This is a genomic window from Helicobacter himalayensis (assembly GCF_001602095.1).
Taxonomy (GTDB): Bacteria; Campylobacterota; Campylobacteria; order Campylobacterales; family Helicobacteraceae; genus Helicobacter_F; species Helicobacter_F himalayensis.
The window spans coordinates 1,110,896-1,127,133 of the sequence record NZ_CP014991.1 but is presented as its reverse complement, the minus strand read 5'-3'; the positions used below and the strand labels follow the sequence as shown (position 1 = coordinate 1,127,133).

Genomic DNA, 16,238 nt, shown 5'->3' with positions numbered 1-16,238 from the left:
AGGCTACTTGCCCCCCCCCCCCATTGTATTATTGGTACTGGCTATTTTAGCTCGTTTTTGTCTGTGGGATACTATCTTTCCTTTCATATACCATGCTAGTTGTTTTGGGAATTTTATAACATCTCTGCAGAATTTATAAAAATTGTTATTTCTAAGGTGGCTTGCATAGTTATTAAAGTCTAATGGGTGGTTTGGGTAATGAAATTTCTCATACGCATTCCCTTGCGGAAGTAAGAGATCTTTTATACAATCTTGTGCTTTGGGCTTTTTAAGAACTTTAGCATTAGATTCCAGATTGGGTTTTGCTAAAGGGATATGTTGTGAGAGCGGGCTAGATGGGCAGATGGAGTAGATTTTTACATTGTAAGTTTTTGCTAAAAATTCTAAGGCCTGTATATCTGTTTGTGCTGTGTGGAAATCAGCAGGTTTGAGGCTAAACCACGGAAGCAAGGCTGTTAGGTTTGGTTTTAGTATATTAAATGCATAGCCACCTTTATTACTATACAAATCAATACCGGCTAAGTAGAGTTCTGTATATCCTAGTGCCACAGCAAAGGCACACATATATACACCTGAAGTGATACGCCTGTTATGATAGATTTCACTGTATCGGATAAATGTGAAAAATTCTTGTATGTTTTCTAGCACGCAGGAGCCATTAATAATGTCGCTAAATATTTCTTTGTGCGTGTAATAAAGCGAGTCCATATGAGAAAGGTTAAAAGTTGAGGCAACAATATTTTGGATATTGTATTCTTGCTTGTAGTGAAGTGTTTTGTATGTATAATTTTGTTCAAATAAAACAGGAGGGGTGGCAAAAACATACTTAATTTCTTTGCCTAGATAATATTCTTCTTCAAAATAGAATTGGTTGCAGCGGAAAACATCATAACTGGCTTGAGAGGGTAATCTTTGATAATCAATACTTGCAAGGCTTGGGGCATTACCTGCGATGAGTGCTATTTTTGTATCCGTGCCTTTCATATTTATCCTTTGGTGTGCATAGAAATCCTAATTTAAGGTTTTTCAGAGTATTTAGAAAACTTTAAAGCTCAATTGATTAGGGACTGGTGATTTAAAAAATTTGTAAAAGTCAAAGTGGCTCCGGATGCAGGATTCGAACCTGCGACCAAGCGGTTAACAGCCGCCTACTCTACCGCTGAGCTAATCCGGAATCTAGCTTGCAGAAACTTAAAAAGCGCGAATTATAAGCTAAAATCTTTCAAAAGTCAAGATATCACAAGCCCATAATAAAACTTTTAAAAAACTTTAAAAAACTTTTTGTGTGTCTTGCATATTTTGCGTCCCAAAATTTTGTCAAAAATTATCCCAAAACGCGCGGCAGTCTTTTCTTGCAAAGTCCTAGTGTTTTTGCTACAATCCATAATTTCCCACAAATTTATAAAGGTGTTTGATGCAATCTTATTTGTTTTTGCAACCTTTTTTTGCTAATAAGCGTATTTTGGTCGTGGTGAGCGCATCTGTGGCACTGTATAAGATTCTCGATATTTTAAGCACGCTTAATAAACTAGGCGCGCAAACACGCGTGGTGATGAGCGAGAAAAGCGCAGAGCTTATAAATCCGCTTCTTTTTGAGGTGATGAGTAAAAACAACGTGCTTAGTGAATCTTTGCAGAACTGGCAAAGCGCGGATTCTCCAAATCACATAAGCTACGCTAAATGGGCACAGGTGGTGCTTGTCGCGCCTGCGAGTGCAAATACCATCGCAAAGTTTGCTTACGGGATTGCGGATAATATTGCGCTTTGCACGCTTTTAGCATCATCTGCGCCAAAGATTTTCGCTCCTGCGATGAATACGATTATGCTTCAAGCTCCCCAAACGCAGGCAAATCTTAAGACGCTTATAAAACTTGGCGCGCGCGTGGTGGAATCTAAAGAGGGATTGCTTGCGTGCGGTGATAGAGGGCAGGGCGCGCTGGCGGATTTGCAAGAGATTCTCTACGCGCTTTTAAGTGTGTTTTTGCAAAGTGATTATAAGGAATTAGCAGAGTTTTGGGGCGGGCAATTTAGCCAAAAAGAGGAAAATTCGCAAAAAGATGAGACTTTGCAAAAAGAGGTGATTATTAGTAGTGGTGGGAGCAAAGAAGCACTTGATAGCGTGAGAATCTTAAGCAATCTTTCAAGCGGGAAGCAGGCGCATTTTTTAGCGCTTGCATTGTTTGCGCTTGGGGCGAAAGTGCGCGTTGTTGGCTCAAATTTTTTACCGTTTTTGCCAAAAGGTGTGGAGTGCATAGAGGCGCAAACAACACAGGAATATAAAGAGAGTATTTTGCACGCGCGCAAAGCTTGCCAACAAAAGCCGTATTTGTTTATGGTGGCGGCATTAGCGGATTTCAAGCCAAAGCAAGTGAGCGCAAAAAAGCTCAAAAAAGAGACGTTGCCCGAAGTTTTTGAGCTTGAATTAGAAAAAAATATTGATGTTTTAGAATCTCTAAGCGCAGAGGATTTTATAAAAATTGGCTTTAAGGCAGAGAGTGAGGAGGCGCACGCGCTTGAATACGCGAAAAAAATGCTTGTGAAAAAATCCCTGCAAGCGGTGTGTTTGAATGTCTTAGATTCTCATAATGCCTTTGGAAGTGAAAATAATAAAATGATGCTTTTAAGCGCGTGCGATATGAAGCAAACACCTTTGCTTAGCAAATTTGCGTTAAGTCTTGAAATCGCGCAATTTGTAAAAGAGCGCATTTTATGAATCTCGCTTTATAAATCATAGATATGATTGAAAAAGTTTCTCAAATAAGTAGGGCTTTGGGTGTGCTCGCAAAGGGCGATGTGAGCTTTAATGCGCGTTTGCCTATTGTTTTAAAAGTGCTAGGGAAGCTTGAAGGTGCAAAATATCTCTTGCAAATTGGCACAAAAACGCTCCAAACAACCAGCCACAAGCCCCTAGAAATCGGGCAAAAATATTGGGGGCAAATGAGTAGCAACTCGCTTGGTGGGATAGTTTTAAGCAATCTCGCGCCATATCCAAAGATTCTAGATTTTGCGCAAAAAAGCCCGCTTAATTTAGAATCTGCGCAATTACAAGAGCTTTTAAGCCAGCATAGCGAGAATTTATTAGAGGATTTTAGCGCACTTCTTTTGCAAAAAATGCCCCTCGCACAAAGCAAGCAGGAGTTTGAATATCTAGGTTTTTTGCTTTTAGGCTTGCGACAAAAAGTCATTAGCTTAAGCTTTGAGGATAAGGACAAAAAGCAGTGTTTGTTGCAATTAAAGCTAGGGCAAAAAAAGCTTTTGTTTTCTGCGATTATGCCTAGTCTTGGGTTTATTGAAGGGGCTGTATGGGTGATGGATTCCCAAAAATATTTAGAGATTAAAGCGAGCTTTAAAAGCACATTAGAGCTTTTAAAGCAAAACCTTAGCGCGCTTAACGCTGAGGACGCGTTTGAATCTGTGAGTTTTAAGCACGAGCCATCGCTCAAGGCATTTTTTGAAATGCCAAATGAACATATTTTAAATGTAAAAGGATAGGTGCAAAAAAATTGAACCAAAAAGCCTTTAAATCCCCTCAAAAGGGAGTTTAAGGATTTTAGCAGTTCTTGAGCGCAAGGTATTAAAGTTTGCGATATTTTCTTCCAGTGTGTGATGATAGGAAGGCAGTATTTGCTGAATCTTCTCGTGCCATTTTGGCGAGCTCATTTCTTTTTTGAAACAACGTTCAAGTACCTCTAAGATAATATCCACCGAAGTTGAAGCTCCCGGCGATGCGCCAAGTATTGCCGCAAGTGAGCCATTTTGTGCCACCACCACTTCTGTGCCAAATTGCAGACTTCCGCGCCCCTGAGTGTTTTTCTTAATAATCTGTACGCGTTGTCCGGCATTTTTAATTTCCCAATCTTTAGAATCTGCTGTTGGCATAAACGCGCGCAGTCGGTCCATACGTCCATTTTTATCCAAAAATACCTGCTTTATGAGGTAAATTGTTAATGGGATATTATCAATCCCAGCTTGTAGCATTGTTAAAACATTGTTCGGACGCACAGAAAGTGGGAAGTCAAGCAAACTTCCATATTTCAAAAAGCGTGTATTAAAGCTTGCAAATGGTCCAAACATAAGCTCGTGCTTCCCATCAATCATACGTGTATCTAAATGCGGCACAGACATAGGTGGATCGCCCACAGATGCCTTACCATAGACTTTTGAGCTATGTTTAGTGATGATTTCCTTATTCTTGCATGCCAGCCATAAGCCATTAATTGGGAAACCTGCATACCCGCGTGCCTCTCTTATCCCGCTTTTTTGCACAAGCTGAAACGCCCCTCCACCAGCGCCCAAAAACACAAAGTTAGCTTGAACTATTTTTGTCGTCTTTTGCGCTTTATCATAGATTTTTAACTCCCAGCCTTTGTTATTTTGCTTTAAATCTGTTATTTTGTGCTCTAAATGTATGCTTACACCGCGCGCTTTGAGATTTTCTGCAAGCCCTCTTGTAATCGCGCCAAAATCCACATCGCTCCCACCATCGATAAAAGTCGCTGCAAGCTTTTCTTCATTGCTGCGCCCTTCTATGAGTAGTGGCGCGAATTCTGCGATTTTTTCTCTCTCTTGTGTGAAAATCATATTTTTAAAAAATGGCGAGCTTTTGAGCGCATCAAAACGCGCTTTAAGAAACTCGACATTTGCACCAGTTACAAAGCTAATGTGAGGTAAAGGGTGGATAAAGCTTGAAGGCTCGCCCAAAATCTCTTGTTTCACGCAATACGCCCAAAACTCCTTGCTGAGTTCAAAGCGTTGGTTTATCGTGAGTGCTTTTGAAATATCAATGCTTCCGTCTTTGCGACGTGGCGTATAGTTTAGCTCGCAAAGTGCTTGATGCCCCGTGCCTGCGTTATTCCACGCCATTGAGCTTTCAAGCGAGACATTGTTAAGGGTCTCGTAAATATGTATGTCAAATGTAGAATCTAGCTCTTTTAGCATTAAACCTAGCGTCAAGCTCATAATACCTCCGCCGACGAGAACTATTTGGACTTGATTGTGTGGATTCATCTTTACGCCTTAAGTTTGAAATTCAAAACAAGTAAGTTAATATTTACGCTATTGTGTTAATAAAGATTAAATTTCTTGTAAATTTTTACATTATCTTTGTGCTAAAAACACACCAAAAAGAATGATAAAAATCCCTAAAAACTCCATAGCGCTAATGTATTCACCTAAAATCACATAGCCCATAAGTGCCGCAATCACGGGCGAAAAGAGTAATAAAAGCGAAGAGAGTTGCGCAGAGATTTTCCCCATAATGTAGCCAAAAAAGCCCTGTCCCAAAACCTGTCCAAAAAGCGCAATGAGCACAACTATTAGCCATTGCTTAGAATCACTAGGCAAAGAAAATCCCTCAATCACACTTCCAGCAATAAGCAAAAATCCCCCAGCCCCAAGCCCTGAGAAAAACATAATTTGCAGAGTTTCATATTTGCGTCGTAGATTGTAAATAAGCGCTAAGAATCCACTATAAGACACCATACTCAAAAATGCGAGCATATCACCAAAGGGATTTGACACGCTAAGTGCGTTTTTACCATTAATAAGCACAAAGACGCCAACTACAGCAATGAGCGCGCCTAACACAAAAAAGAGGCGTAATTTTTCACCAAAAAATATCAAACCTATCGGCACGAGCACAAAGCAGGCGAGCGAGCATATGAGATTGACATTTGCTACGCTTGTATTGCGCAAGGCGAGATTGAAAAACAATAAATCCAAGCCAAAAAACACGCCGGAGAGAATCATAAAAAGCAAGTCTCTTTTTTGCGGGAGACAAAAGCCCTTTTTACTAATGTTAAAAAGCGCGAAAATAGGCAAGGCAAGAAAGATTCTATAAAATCCAAGCATTATGGGTGAGACTTCAGAGATTTTTACCAAAACGCTTGCGTAGATGAGGAAAGATTCTGCAATTAAAGTCAGCGCAATAAAGCCAAAATGCGGTTTTTTGGTGCTCATAAAAACTCTTAGACAAAAAACTTATAAATACTTGCCACAAGGCTAAAGGCGTAGATTACAATAAGTGCGTAGCGGTGGTTTGCAAGGCTCACCATATCAATAATTTTAGTGCCAAGTGCCACACCAACCATCGCGCTAAGTCCAACAATTAACCCATTATGTGTATTGATAAGATTGTGTGAATAAAGTGAAATCGAGCCAGAAATCGAAGCAAAAATAATAAAAAAGAGCGCAATCGGCACGACTTTTTTAGAATCTAGCCCCAAAAAATATGCTAATAGGGGACCAATCAAAAGTCCCCCGCCAATGCCAAGACTAATGGCAAAAATCCCTGTTAATGCCCCAATGCCAATCATTGTAAGCTTTTGCAAAGTGGGATTTGTGATGGGTGGATTTGGATTTGCAAAGGTTTTGGTATTGAAAACATATTTTTTGAAACTAAAAAGTGTAAGAATAATAAACGCGCCAAGCAAGAGCTTTGAGGGTAAATTTGCAACGATAAATCCGCTAAAACTCGCCCCAATAAGCCCACCAATACCTACAAAAATCCCAACTTGTATTTCAAGCTTTTTGCGTACGATATTTAGCAAGCTGCCAAAAACAGAGGAAAACATCATCTGCATAATCGAAATCCCAATCGCACCCTCCATACTCATACCTAAAAACAGCGAGCAAGGTACAAGTATCACACCTCCACCAATGCCAAAAAATCCCGCTGCTATCCCGCTAATAAACCCAAGCGCACTAAAGATAATCTCTTGATTTTGTAGTAATTCTGGCATATTTTCCCCTATAATTTTCAAATCTTTAAGAGTGTCGTTGTAAAATATTAGGCAAAAGTCTAGCATAAACTTAACCTTTGGTTGTGTAAAATTTTGACAATTTGCAAATGCGGAACTATGTTTGCTTACAATTCAAAGCAAAGGGGCTTGAAAACAAGAATCTAAAAAGGTAGAATATGTGCGCAAAGACCAAAGCAGGGTGTTCCTGTAAGTTGATACGAGGGATTTTATGAATGTATCAGTGAATCAGAAATTTTTGCAGATTATGGTAGAAGATGATAATGTATTTCTACATAAGGCAATCGCGTATGCGGAAAAATATTTTTCTAAGAGCTATCGATTGTCGCGCACTGTGCTTATTTTGGACGATGGAGAGCGTTTTAAGAAAGATTATTTAATTAATTGGGCGTATCATTCGTGTTTGCAAGAAGATTCTAAATCCCAAGAGTCTGGAGAAATGGTGGATTTGGAATATTTGCTTGATTTTACTTATCTGCCAATACGCATTAAAATTGTTGGAAAAAATTCCCTCGTTGAGCGCGTGAAAATCGCATTGAGAATCCTTAATGGTAAGCGCGTAATGCTAAAAATGAGCAAGGTAAATGACACTGCAAGGCGTTATATTGCAAATTTATTTGAGGAATATTATTTGGGTTGTGATAGAGATGAGGTGTATTTAGATTCTACAAAGCCTTATTTTTGGGAGAGTATTATTAATCTTGTGAGTTTTAAAGTCGTGCATAATGTGATTTTAGATTTTGATTATGAAAGCTTTCGTAATCGTGGTGGATTAGGGGGCTTGGGAGAGAGCTTTTTGACAGCGCACGAGCGGGAATTACGACAAAGTTATATGATTTTAGAATCTAGCTTAAACGATGATTTTGACACGATTAAAAAGCGCTATTTGCGCCTAGCAAAGGAATATCACCCGGATAATGTTTTTGGGCAAGATCCACAAGTTGTGGAATCTTATAACGAGCGTTTTAGAAGCATCCAAGAAGCGTATGAAAAAATCCGCACTGCCTTACGCGTAGCATCGTGATTTGGGATTTCAAGTGGCGCAAAGATAGAATTTAGAATGACTTTTGACTACAAAAGGCACAATAGGGCTTTGAAATCTACCTAAACAATCCAAAAGTGTAGCAAAAGCAAATTAAAAACCATCATAAGACACTCATCAAAAAGAAAAATAAGTAATGGTTCGCTTGCTTGTAATTTTAGTCTTAAAATACTCGCAAATGCCCGCTGTTTCTCATTTTCAGCCACTAAATGGTATCAAGTTATTTTAAGAATTATTACTATAAAATTACGCCACTTTATGTTCTTAGGGTTGGAGTAATCAATGGAATTTTTAAAACACAATATTGATCATACTATTTTCTTTATTCTAGGCTTTATGAGCTTTTTGGTGCTGTGGTTTAGCATTGAGCGCGCGATTTTTTATGCGCGTTTAAATATCAAGGATTATGACACCAAGGAAGAGCTTGAAGAAGCAGTGAGTAAGAATCTCACCACTCTTTATATTATCTATTCAAATGCGCCATATATTGGGCTTCTTGGCACGGTTGTGGGGATTATGATCACTTTTTATGATATGGGTGTGAGTGGCGGACTTGATGCAAAAAGCATTATGGTTGGCTTGTCTCTTGCGCTCAAAGCTACTGCACTTGGGCTTTTGGTGGCGATTCCTACGCTTATTTTGTATAACATTTTTTTGCGCAAAGCAGAAGTATATATCAATCGCTATCAAGCCTTGTTAAGCGCGCGCAAAAACGAGAATCCTGCGGAGTGAGAAATGAAATTACCAAAAAAAGATGGGCTTAATGTTATCCCGCTAATTGATGTGATGTTGGTACTTTTAGCCATTGTGTTAAGCGTTTCTACTTTCATCGTGCAGGGGCAAATCAAGGTCGATCTTCCTAGTTCGCAAAGTCAGTCAGTGCCTACGGATTCACCAACGAAATTACTTACAATCAACGAGCAGTGCGAGATTTTCTTTGAAAATGAGCTGGTCAATATGGAGATTTTGCGTGAAAAAATCTTTGCACTTGATTCGCAAACAATGCTAAAACTTGAAGTTGATAAAAATGCACGCTTTGAAGTATTCGTGCAGGTTGCGGATATTTTGAAGGAAAAAGGACATGAAAATGTCAGTATTGCAACAACCAAAAAACAATAAATTTTTTACACCTATGAAAATAGGCTTTATCATCTCATTTGCGATACACGTGGCGCTTTTGTGCTTGCTTATAGAAAGATTCCATAAAGTTGAAATTAGCGAAGATGGCGTAAGTGCGATAACACTTTCCCTTGCGACGATTCAAAACCCCTCTCCTAATGAATTCGAGCCAAAGCCAACGCACAAAAAACCGCACAAAAAACCAAAACCAAAGCCCGTTGAACGCGCGCCAAATCCTATCCCAGAAGAGCTAGAAGAAGCCCAGATTGAAGAATCTATGCTCGCTGCGCAGGCAAATCAGCAAAATGAAGGCGATGTGATTGAGACACTAAGCCAAAAAGATGGCGAGCATAATGAGCTTTATCAGCAGATTCAATCTGCAATCCAAAAAAAGCAGCGCTATCCACGTATGATGCAAAAGCGCAGGATTGAGGAAAATGAGGTGCTTGTGGAATTTGTGATTTATACAGATGGGCGCGTGACAAATATTCGCGTGATTCAGCCTTCCAAGTTCGAGGACTTCAATCGTGCATCTGTGCGCGCTGTGGAGGAAGCATCAAAGTATTTTCCGCATGTGAAAAAAAATCTACGCTTAGAAATACCGCTTGCTTACAATCTCCGCGCTAATTCATAAGCTAGCTTTGTATGCTCATAGCTTTTAAGATTCTGTTTGTATGCGCTATTTACATTTAAGTGCGGATATGGAATCTTTAGAGATTCTGCAACGAAATGCGCACTTTTTGTGGGTGGATTCTCAAATTATCAAAAATGACAGAGTTTTAAAATCCCACCAAGAAAGAAATGTGAAGTATGAAGGCGAAGCTGACACATCTAAAGAAACAAGTCAATTTTGGCTTTGCATTTTTGAACTTTTTAGCAATGTTATCGAGCATAATTTTTATGATTCAAAACTCTCAAACTGCGCCCCGCACAAATACAAACGCTTAAAAACACAATTTCATAAATTTAAAATTCTCTGCAAACTGCATCAAAATACACTCACACTTTATTTTAATCCCAAAATCCCTCCGAGCAAGGCATTTTTGCGCCTTTTTTGTAATTCAACTTTATATCAAAAAGCCCCAAAGTCTCAAAAACAAAAAGTGCGTCAAAGTGGCAGGGGAATGGCGCTAATTTTTAGATACTCTCAACCAAAACTTGCTACAATGCGCCACAACAAACTTTCTCTAACAATAACAGCCAAAAAAGTAGCACAGGATACACAAAATGGAAATTTCAAAAGTAACCCTGCAAGATGGAAGTGATGCGCTTAAGGTGGTGGGGAAAATCAAAACTTACAAAGTTTTTTTGGAGTTTAAGCAAGAAATTGAATTCTACCTTAAGGCTTACAAAAACAAGGAAAAAGAGGGCAAATACAGCTTTAATGGCGAGATTTTTAGAATCTACTTTGTGCGCGCCTATCCGCTCAATTCCTACACGCTTGGCTTTTTGTGCAAACTTTTGATTGAAGATAAGGTGCGTGTGGAAATTATCGTTGATACATTGCGTATGTTTGCATTTTTTGAGGAAGTAGATTTGGTGAATCTTTTTGAGGTCAAAATCCGCGAAGAGGATTAAGAAATAAGGATTAAAAAGGTAAAAAATGACATTTAATGCTTGGAATCTTTTTTACACAAAATTTGATCCAATCGCTTTTAGTCTTTTTGGCTTAAAAGTGCATTGGTATGGGCTTTGCTATGTTTTTGCACTTGTGTTTGCGCTCTTTATCGCGCAGTTTTTTTTGAAAAAATATCCGCAAAATTTTTGCATAGATTCTAAGGATTTGGATTCTTATTTTATCTGGGTGGAAATTGGCGTGATTTTGGGCGCGCGCATTGGTTACTTGGTGATTTATAGCGATGGGGCGTATTATCTTTTGCGCCCGTGGGATATATTTAATCCTTTTGATACGCAGGGTAATTTTATCGGAATCGCGGGATTTAGCTACCACGGCGGTGTAGTTGGATTCTTAATCGCTACAATTGCTTTTTGCAAACTAAAAAAACTTCCGCTTTTTTCTTGCCTAGATTTAGCGACAATCTCTATTCCTCTAGCTTATACCTTTGGCAGAATTGGAAATTTTTTAAATCAAGAGCTTTATGGGCGCGTGATTGAAGCAGATTCTGTGTTTGCGTTTTTGGGAATCTTGGTGGGAGAAGAGTTGCGTTATCCTAGCCAGCTTTTTGAAGCGTTTTTTGAAGGCATTGTGCTTTTTTGCGTGATGCTTTTTGCTCTAAGATTCTGTAAAAAAAGCGGACAGCTCGCGTGTGTGTATGGCATAGGATATAGTGTTGCGCGCTTTTTTTGTGAATACACAAGGGAGGCGGATTCTCAAATGGGGTATTACGCGCTTGGGCTTTCTATGGGGCAAATTTTGAGCGTTGTAATGTTTGTGGGTTGTGTGCTATTATTTCTTTTCCGTAAAGATTCTCAAAAAATTGCTACACATCAGAACAAAAAAGCTAAAAAGCACAAAAAATAATATTTTTAAGGAGCAAGAATGCAAAAAATCACCCTACAAACCTTGCAAGCAAAAAAGTCTAAAGAAAAAATTGTCGCAATCACTGCATATGACGCACTTATGGCAGGCATTTTTGATGAGTTTGCAGAAATTATTTTGGTTGGAGATTCTCTTAATATGAGCTTTAATGCCAAAAACGACACACTTGGTCTAAACGTGGAGCAGATGATTTATCACACACACGCAGTTTGTGCGGGAGTGAAAAGGGCATTTGTGCTAGCGGATATGCCTTTTGGTAGTTATCAAAACACCAAAAGTGCGCTTAAAAATGCGCTTAAGTTTTACGCGCAAACGCCTTGTGATGCGCTCAAACTCGAAGTCAATGAGGATAAAATCCCACTTATTGAATCTCTTTGCAAAGAGGGTTTCGCCATTATGGCGCATATTGGCTTGCAGCCACAATTTATGAGGGGCGAAGGTGGCTACAAGGTCAAGGGAAAAGAGGAGGGTGAAAAAGCGCGATTATTGCAACTTGCAAAAGATTTGGAATCTGCTGGGGCATTTGGACTTTTACTAGAAGGCGTGAAAAGTGATTTGGGCGCGCAAATCACGCAATCAGTGAAAATCCCAACCATTGGTATAGGTGCGGGCGCGCAATGCGATGGGCAGATTCTAGTGTGGAGCGATGCTTTTGGATTTTTTGATGCGTTTAAGCCAAAGTTTGTGCGCACCTACGCAAATGGTAAGGCGTTTTTGCAAGAGGCAATGAAGCGCTATGCGCAGGATATTAAAAATGGTACATTTCCGAGCGAAAAGGAAAGCTATTAAATGGAAAAAATCAGCATTGAGCGTATAATAGAACCCACGAACTTAGAATCTAGGGAGCTAGAATCTTCCTTGCGCCCAAGTGTGTGGGAGGAATACATCGGGCAGGAGTTGATTAAAAAAAATCTTAAAGTTTTTATTGAGGCTGCAAAACTGCGCAATGAATGTTTAGACCATATTCTTTTCTTTGGTCCGCCCGGGCTTGGAAAGACGACACTAAGCCACATTATCGCATATGAAATGGGTGCAAACATCAAAGTAAGTGCTGCGCCTATGATTGAAAAAAGTGGCGATTTAGCCGCAATTTTGACAAATCTTAATGATGGCGACATTCTTTTTATCGATGAAATTCACCGCTTAAGTCCGCCCATTGAAGAGATTCTTTATCCGGCGATGGAGGATTTTCGCCTTGATATTATTATTGGCTCTGGTCCGGCGGCACAAACGCTAAAAATTGATTTGCCGCGCTTTAGCTTGATTGGTGCAACTACGCGCGCGGGTATGCTTTCAAATCCATTGCGCGATAGATTTGGAATGAACTTTAGACTGCAATTTTATAGTCCGCAGGAGCTGAAAGATATTATTTTGCTTGCAGCGCGGAAATTGGAAAAAGACATAGAGGAGCTAAGCGCGCTAGAAATCGCTAAACGCTCGCGTGGCACGCCACGAATTGCGTTGAGACTTCTAAAAAGGGTGCGTGATTTTGCAGAAGTGGCAAAAGAATCTACCATTACACTAGAGCGCACAAAATACGCGCTTAGTGAGCTTGGCGTGAATGATTTGGGTTTTGATTTGCTTGATTTGCGCTACTTGGAGATTTTGGCACAGAGTAAAAATCGTCCTATCGGGCTAAATGCCATAGCTGCGGCGATGAGCGAAGATGAGGGGACGATTGAGGATGTGATTGAACCTTACTTGTTGGCTAATGGCTATTTAGAGCGCACTGCGCGCGGGAGAATTGCGACAAATAAGACTTATGAGCTTCTTAGATTCCCAAAAGTTGGGCTTTTTTGAGAAAAATAAATTTTGTAGGTTGAAGGTAGAAAATTTAAAAAATAATCCAACTTTAAAGCGTAATAAGATAAAATCGCGGTTTTTATGTTTGAAAAAGGGTGATAAATGCTAGAGTGGATGCAAAGACATAGAAAATGGCTTGTGATTACAATTTGGATAAGTGTGATTGCGTTTGTAGGCGCTGGTGGCGTAGGTTGGGGCACTGGAGCATTTGATTTTAACGCAGATAAAGCAGCGCAGGTTGGCGATGTTAAAATAAGTTTAAGAGAATATAAAACAGCGTATCAAAATCTCTATAATGAGCAGGCACAAAGCTTTGGCGGGAATTTTGATGAAGCGCAAGCAAAGGCTATGGGACTGCAAGTGCAGGTATTAAGAATGCTTATTGCGCGTGCGCAGGTGGAATCTTTTGCAAAAGATTTGGGCGTGCGTGTGAGCGATGAAGAGGTGTTGAATGAGCTTTTGCAAATAGAGGCTTTTCAAGTCAATGGCGCGTTTGATAAAAGTGTGTATGAGCGCGCACTGGCGAACGTGGGAGTGCGCAAGAGTGAGTTTGAAGAGAGCATGCGTAAAGATTTGTTGATGAGAAAATTTTACGAGCAACTTTTTTTAGGTGTCTCTCAACCAAGTGCGGTGGAAAATCTAAGCCTTAGCGTGCCTTTTAGAATCCAAGATGAGCTTGAAATTAAAGTGCTAAAGCCAAAAGAAGTGAGCGTGAGCGAAGAGGAGATAAAGACCTACTGGGAACAAAACAAAACAAAGTGGGTGTCTAAGCAAACTTATAAGGTTATGCCTGTGTGGTTTTTGACAGATTCTCAAAATGTGAGTGAAGATGAGGTGCTAGCACAATATGAGCGCACAAAAGATTTATACAAAGATGAAAAAGGCAATATTAGCGAATTAGCAGAGGTGCGCGCACAGGTGGAATTTGAGCTTAAAAAAGACAAGACGTTGTTAGAGGCAAAAAGGAATTTTTCAGCTTTTCGCGATGGGAAAATACAAGGTGAGATTGTAGAATTTGAAGAAGGCGCAAATGTTGGGAATTTGGATCTATCCAAAGAGGAGCTAGCGAGTATAAGCGCACTAGAGGTGGATTCAATCCTAACGCCAATCGAGCAACAAAATGGTTATGTGTTAATAAAACTCATAGAAAAAATCCCGCCAAAACCGCTAGAATACGCACTTGCTAAAGAATCTGCAAGGCAAGCATTGTTACAACAAAAGCAAACGCAGGAGCTAGATTCTCAATCTAAGGCGCAATTAGCGAATTTTAAGGGTGTGAATGTCGGTTATTTTGCACCGCTTACTTTTTCACCATTTGAGCAGGTAGATTCTCTAAAAAAAGTCCCGGGAGTAAGCTCTTTTGATATGGCAAGGATACTTTCTGAAGTGCTGAAAAGTGAAGATAAAAGCGGAGTTGTGTTAGCAAGTGAGCAAGCAATTTTGTATAAAATCACAAATCAAAGACTTTCTCAAAATGAGACAGATATGAACAAAGAGGCTACGGCACTAAAGCAAAATGCCTATATGAGCGTGCTTGAAGAGTATCTTAATACGCATTATAAGCCCCAAATTTTTATAAAACTAGACTAGGAGAGCCCAGATATGGCAAAGACACCCATTTTAGCGATTGATATAGGTTCAAGCAAGATTTGCGCGGTAATCGCAGAGATTAAGCAAGATGGCGAACTTTGCGTGCTTGGCGTAGGTATTAGAGAATCTCAGGGCGTAAAAAAAGGTATGATTAATAATATAGATCACGCCAGCCTTGCCACACGCGCGGCAATTGCTGAAGCCACGACAATGGCGGGTATTGAAGTAAAGAAGGCTATTATCTCAATCCCTAATAATTACACGATAAACGCAGATTCTAAGGGCGCGGTAAATCTGCCACACGGTGAAGTGCGTTTGACGGACATTCAACGCGCAATGCAAACAGCCATACATTATAATCCAGTCCCACAAGATCACCAGCTTATCCACGCGCTACCTTATAAGTTCATCGTTGATGATATGCAGGTGGCTATTGAAGATCCGATTAATATGAGTGCGCGTAGGCTAGATTGTCGCGTTTTTATGGTGATGGCGAAAAAGTCGCATTTGGAAAATCTTAAAAAAGTTATCAAAAATTGTGAAATTGAAATTAGCGATATTGTCGTAAGCTCGTATGCATCTTCAATCTCGACCTTAAGCGATGATGAGCGCAAAGGTGGTGTGGCGTGCATTGATATGGGTGGGGGGCTGTGTGATATTATGATTCACAATGGACAATCAATGTGTTATAGCGATTATCTCAATGTCGGCTCAAACAATGTCACGCTTGATTTGGCGCAGGTATTTAATCTGCCTTTAAGTATAAGCGAAGAGATTAAAACAAAATATGGGAATCTCGTTTTCACACAAGAGGATAAGGATAAGGGTTTGAATGCACCAATTAAGGGGAATTCTGAAAAACAACCAATCCCTTTGCAAAATATTTATAGCATTATAAAAGCCCGCGTGGATGAGACTTTGGAACTTTTGGGTGATATTTTAGAAAAAAGCGCGCTTGGGAATATCCTCACATCTGGGATTGTGTTAACCGGAGGTATGGTGAAGCTTAAAAACTTTGAGCAGTATGTCAATCAAAATGGGAAATTTTACAATCCATCGGGGAATAATCAGCTTTCTGTGCGCGTGGCTTTGCCAAAAACGCTTGATGGTATTACAGATAAACTTCAAGGCGCGGAAAGTGCCACGATTATTGGGCTTATATTGCACGCAGCGGGGGGCTTTACAAATTATGAAGTGGGTGTAAATAATGAGGTGAAATTTAAAAAATCTCAACGTGCTATTCAAGAAGTTGATACCACAAAAGAAAAAGCAGACGTGCAGAATCTGCAAATAAAAGAGCAAATTATTCCTAAAAAGAAAAAGGATTCTGACGATTTGACCTCCAATTCCCGAGCTAATGGCGTTGGCAACTACTTCAGACGCTTTTATAAATGGCTTAGCGAACTATTTTAAGACAAGGAAACAT

General features: G+C 39.8%; 17 protein-coding genes and 1 tRNA gene. 13 read left to right on the top strand and 5 right to left on the bottom strand.

Going from position 1 to position 16,238, the window contains the following annotated elements:
* Positions 1–3: 3 nt before the first annotated feature.
* Together A3217_RS05475 and A3217_RS05470 are read right to left on the bottom strand one after the other, a co-directional pair.
* A complete protein-coding gene (locus A3217_RS05475) occupies positions 4–984 on the bottom strand; it encodes an alpha-2,3-sialyltransferase (protein ID WP_066388763.1) in 981 nt (326 codons plus the stop codon).
* Between the two features lie 115 nt (positions 985–1,099).
* Positions 1,100–1,174: transfer RNA gene (locus A3217_RS05470), tRNA-Asn, on the bottom strand.
* Positions 1,175–1,414: 240 nt separating this feature from the next.
* Here A3217_RS05470 and A3217_RS05465 point away from each other — a divergent pair.
* Both A3217_RS05465 and A3217_RS05460 read left to right on the top strand, forming a co-directional pair.
* Positions 1,415–2,713 carry a phosphopantothenoylcysteine decarboxylase domain-containing protein gene (locus A3217_RS05465; protein ID WP_066388761.1) on the top strand — a complete coding sequence of 433 codons (1,299 nt, stop codon included), beginning with the start codon at positions 1,415–1,417 and terminating at the stop codon, positions 2,711–2,713.
* Between the two features lie 23 nt (positions 2,714–2,736).
* Entirely contained in the window at positions 2,737–3,492 is a 756-nt protein-coding gene (locus tag A3217_RS05460) for a hypothetical protein (protein WP_066388760.1), read from the top strand.
* A 27-nt stretch (positions 3,493–3,519) separates the two neighbouring features.
* Here the strand turns inward: A3217_RS05460 and mqo are convergent, their stop codons facing one another.
* The 3 genes from mqo to A3217_RS05445 form a co-directional block, all read right to left on the bottom strand.
* A complete protein-coding gene (mqo, locus tag A3217_RS05455) occupies positions 3,520–5,007 on the bottom strand; it encodes a malate dehydrogenase (quinone) (RefSeq protein WP_066388759.1) in 1,488 nt (495 codons plus the stop codon).
* 90 nt (positions 5,008–5,097) lie between these two features.
* Entirely contained in the window at positions 5,098–5,958 is an 861-nt protein-coding gene (locus A3217_RS05450; RefSeq protein WP_066388756.1) for a DMT family transporter, read from the bottom strand.
* Positions 5,959–5,966: 8 nt separating this feature from the next.
* Complete coding sequence (locus A3217_RS05445) at positions 5,967–6,806, bottom strand: sulfite exporter TauE/SafE family protein (protein WP_231860204.1); 840 nt, start codon at positions 6,804–6,806, stop codon at positions 5,967–5,969.
* Positions 6,807–6,969: 163 nt separating this feature from the next.
* Between A3217_RS05445 and A3217_RS05440 the strand changes: the two genes are divergently transcribed.
* From A3217_RS05440 to ftsA, 11 genes are all read left to right on the top strand, one after another.
* Complete coding sequence (locus A3217_RS05440; RefSeq protein ID WP_066388755.1) at positions 6,970–7,782, top strand: J domain-containing protein; 813 nt, start codon at positions 6,970–6,972, stop codon at positions 7,780–7,782.
* 300 nt (positions 7,783–8,082) lie between these two features.
* On the top strand, positions 8,083–8,532 hold the full coding sequence (gene exbB / locus A3217_RS05435; protein WP_066388754.1) for a TonB-system energizer ExbB: 450 nt from the start codon (positions 8,083–8,085) through the stop codon (positions 8,530–8,532).
* A gap of 3 nt (positions 8,533–8,535) precedes the next feature.
* A complete protein-coding gene (gene exbD / locus A3217_RS05430; RefSeq protein WP_066388753.1) occupies positions 8,536–8,919 on the top strand; it encodes a TonB system transport protein ExbD in 384 nt (127 codons plus the stop codon).
* Positions 8,888–9,553 carry an energy transducer TonB gene (locus tag A3217_RS05425; RefSeq protein ID WP_066388751.1) on the top strand — a complete coding sequence of 222 codons (666 nt, stop codon included), beginning with the start codon at positions 8,888–8,890 and terminating at the stop codon, positions 9,551–9,553. Before exbD ends, A3217_RS05425 begins: the two co-directional genes overlap by 32 nt.
* A 40-nt stretch (positions 9,554–9,593) precedes the next feature.
* A complete protein-coding gene (locus A3217_RS05420; protein WP_066388748.1) occupies positions 9,594–10,184 on the top strand; it encodes a hypothetical protein in 591 nt (196 codons plus the stop codon).
* A complete protein-coding gene (locus A3217_RS05415; RefSeq protein WP_066388747.1) occupies positions 10,147–10,497 on the top strand; it encodes a hypothetical protein in 351 nt (116 codons plus the stop codon). The genes A3217_RS05420 and A3217_RS05415 overlap by 38 nt, the downstream gene beginning before the upstream one ends.
* Before the next feature lie 25 nt (positions 10,498–10,522).
* Positions 10,523–11,401, top strand: coding sequence for a prolipoprotein diacylglyceryl transferase (gene lgt, locus A3217_RS05410; RefSeq protein WP_066388745.1), 879 nt, complete (start codon positions 10,523–10,525; stop codon positions 11,399–11,401).
* Between the two features lie 18 nt (positions 11,402–11,419).
* Positions 11,420–12,208 carry a 3-methyl-2-oxobutanoate hydroxymethyltransferase gene (gene panB, locus A3217_RS05405; RefSeq protein WP_066388744.1) on the top strand — a complete coding sequence of 263 codons (789 nt, stop codon included), beginning with the start codon at positions 11,420–11,422 and terminating at the stop codon, positions 12,206–12,208.
* Complete coding sequence (gene ruvB / locus A3217_RS05400) at positions 12,209–13,219, top strand: Holliday junction branch migration DNA helicase RuvB (RefSeq protein ID WP_082807888.1); 1,011 nt, start codon at positions 12,209–12,211, stop codon at positions 13,217–13,219.
* Positions 13,220–13,324: 105 nt separating this feature from the next.
* Positions 13,325–14,812, top strand: coding sequence for a peptidylprolyl isomerase (locus A3217_RS05395; RefSeq protein WP_066388743.1), 1,488 nt, complete (start codon positions 13,325–13,327; stop codon positions 14,810–14,812).
* Between the two features lie 12 nt (positions 14,813–14,824).
* A complete protein-coding gene (gene ftsA / locus A3217_RS05390) occupies positions 14,825–16,225 on the top strand; it encodes a cell division protein FtsA (protein ID WP_066388741.1) in 1,401 nt (466 codons plus the stop codon).
* Positions 16,226–16,238 lie beyond the last annotated feature (13 nt).

Bases quoted from the DNA above. Each gene is read 5' to 3' on its own strand.
- A3217_RS05475 (WP_066388763.1), bottom strand. From the start codon at position 984: ATGAAAGGCACGGATACAAAAATAGCACTCATCGCAGGTAATGCCCCA.
- A3217_RS05465 (WP_066388761.1), top strand. From the start codon at position 1,415: ATGCAATCTTATTTGTTTTTGCAACCTTTTTTTGCTAATAAGCGTATT.
- A3217_RS05460 (WP_066388760.1), top strand. From the start codon at position 2,737: ATGATTGAAAAAGTTTCTCAAATAAGTAGGGCTTTGGGTGTGCTCGCA.
- mqo (WP_066388759.1), bottom strand. From the start codon at position 5,007: ATGAATCCACACAATCAAGTCCAAATAGTTCTCGTCGGCGGAGGTATT.
- A3217_RS05450 (WP_066388756.1), bottom strand. From the start codon at position 5,958: ATGAGCACCAAAAAACCGCATTTTGGCTTTATTGCGCTGACTTTAATT.
- A3217_RS05445 (WP_231860204.1), bottom strand. From the start codon at position 6,806: ATGCTAGACTTTTGCCTAATATTTTACAACGACACTCTTAAAGATTTG.
- A3217_RS05440 (WP_066388755.1), top strand. From the start codon at position 6,970: ATGAATGTATCAGTGAATCAGAAATTTTTGCAGATTATGGTAGAAGAT.
- exbB (WP_066388754.1), top strand. From the start codon at position 8,083: ATGGAATTTTTAAAACACAATATTGATCATACTATTTTCTTTATTCTA.
- exbD (WP_066388753.1), top strand. From the start codon at position 8,536: ATGAAATTACCAAAAAAAGATGGGCTTAATGTTATCCCGCTAATTGAT.
- A3217_RS05425 (WP_066388751.1), top strand. From the start codon at position 8,888: ATGTCAGTATTGCAACAACCAAAAAACAATAAATTTTTTACACCTATG.
- A3217_RS05420 (WP_066388748.1), top strand. From the start codon at position 9,594: ATGCGCTATTTACATTTAAGTGCGGATATGGAATCTTTAGAGATTCTG.
- A3217_RS05415 (WP_066388747.1), top strand. From the start codon at position 10,147: ATGGAAATTTCAAAAGTAACCCTGCAAGATGGAAGTGATGCGCTTAAG.
- lgt (WP_066388745.1), top strand. From the start codon at position 10,523: ATGACATTTAATGCTTGGAATCTTTTTTACACAAAATTTGATCCAATC.
- panB (WP_066388744.1), top strand. From the start codon at position 11,420: ATGCAAAAAATCACCCTACAAACCTTGCAAGCAAAAAAGTCTAAAGAA.
- ruvB (WP_082807888.1), top strand. From the start codon at position 12,209: ATGGAAAAAATCAGCATTGAGCGTATAATAGAACCCACGAACTTAGAA.
- A3217_RS05395 (WP_066388743.1), top strand. From the start codon at position 13,325: ATGCTAGAGTGGATGCAAAGACATAGAAAATGGCTTGTGATTACAATT.
- ftsA (WP_066388741.1), top strand. From the start codon at position 14,825: ATGGCAAAGACACCCATTTTAGCGATTGATATAGGTTCAAGCAAGATT.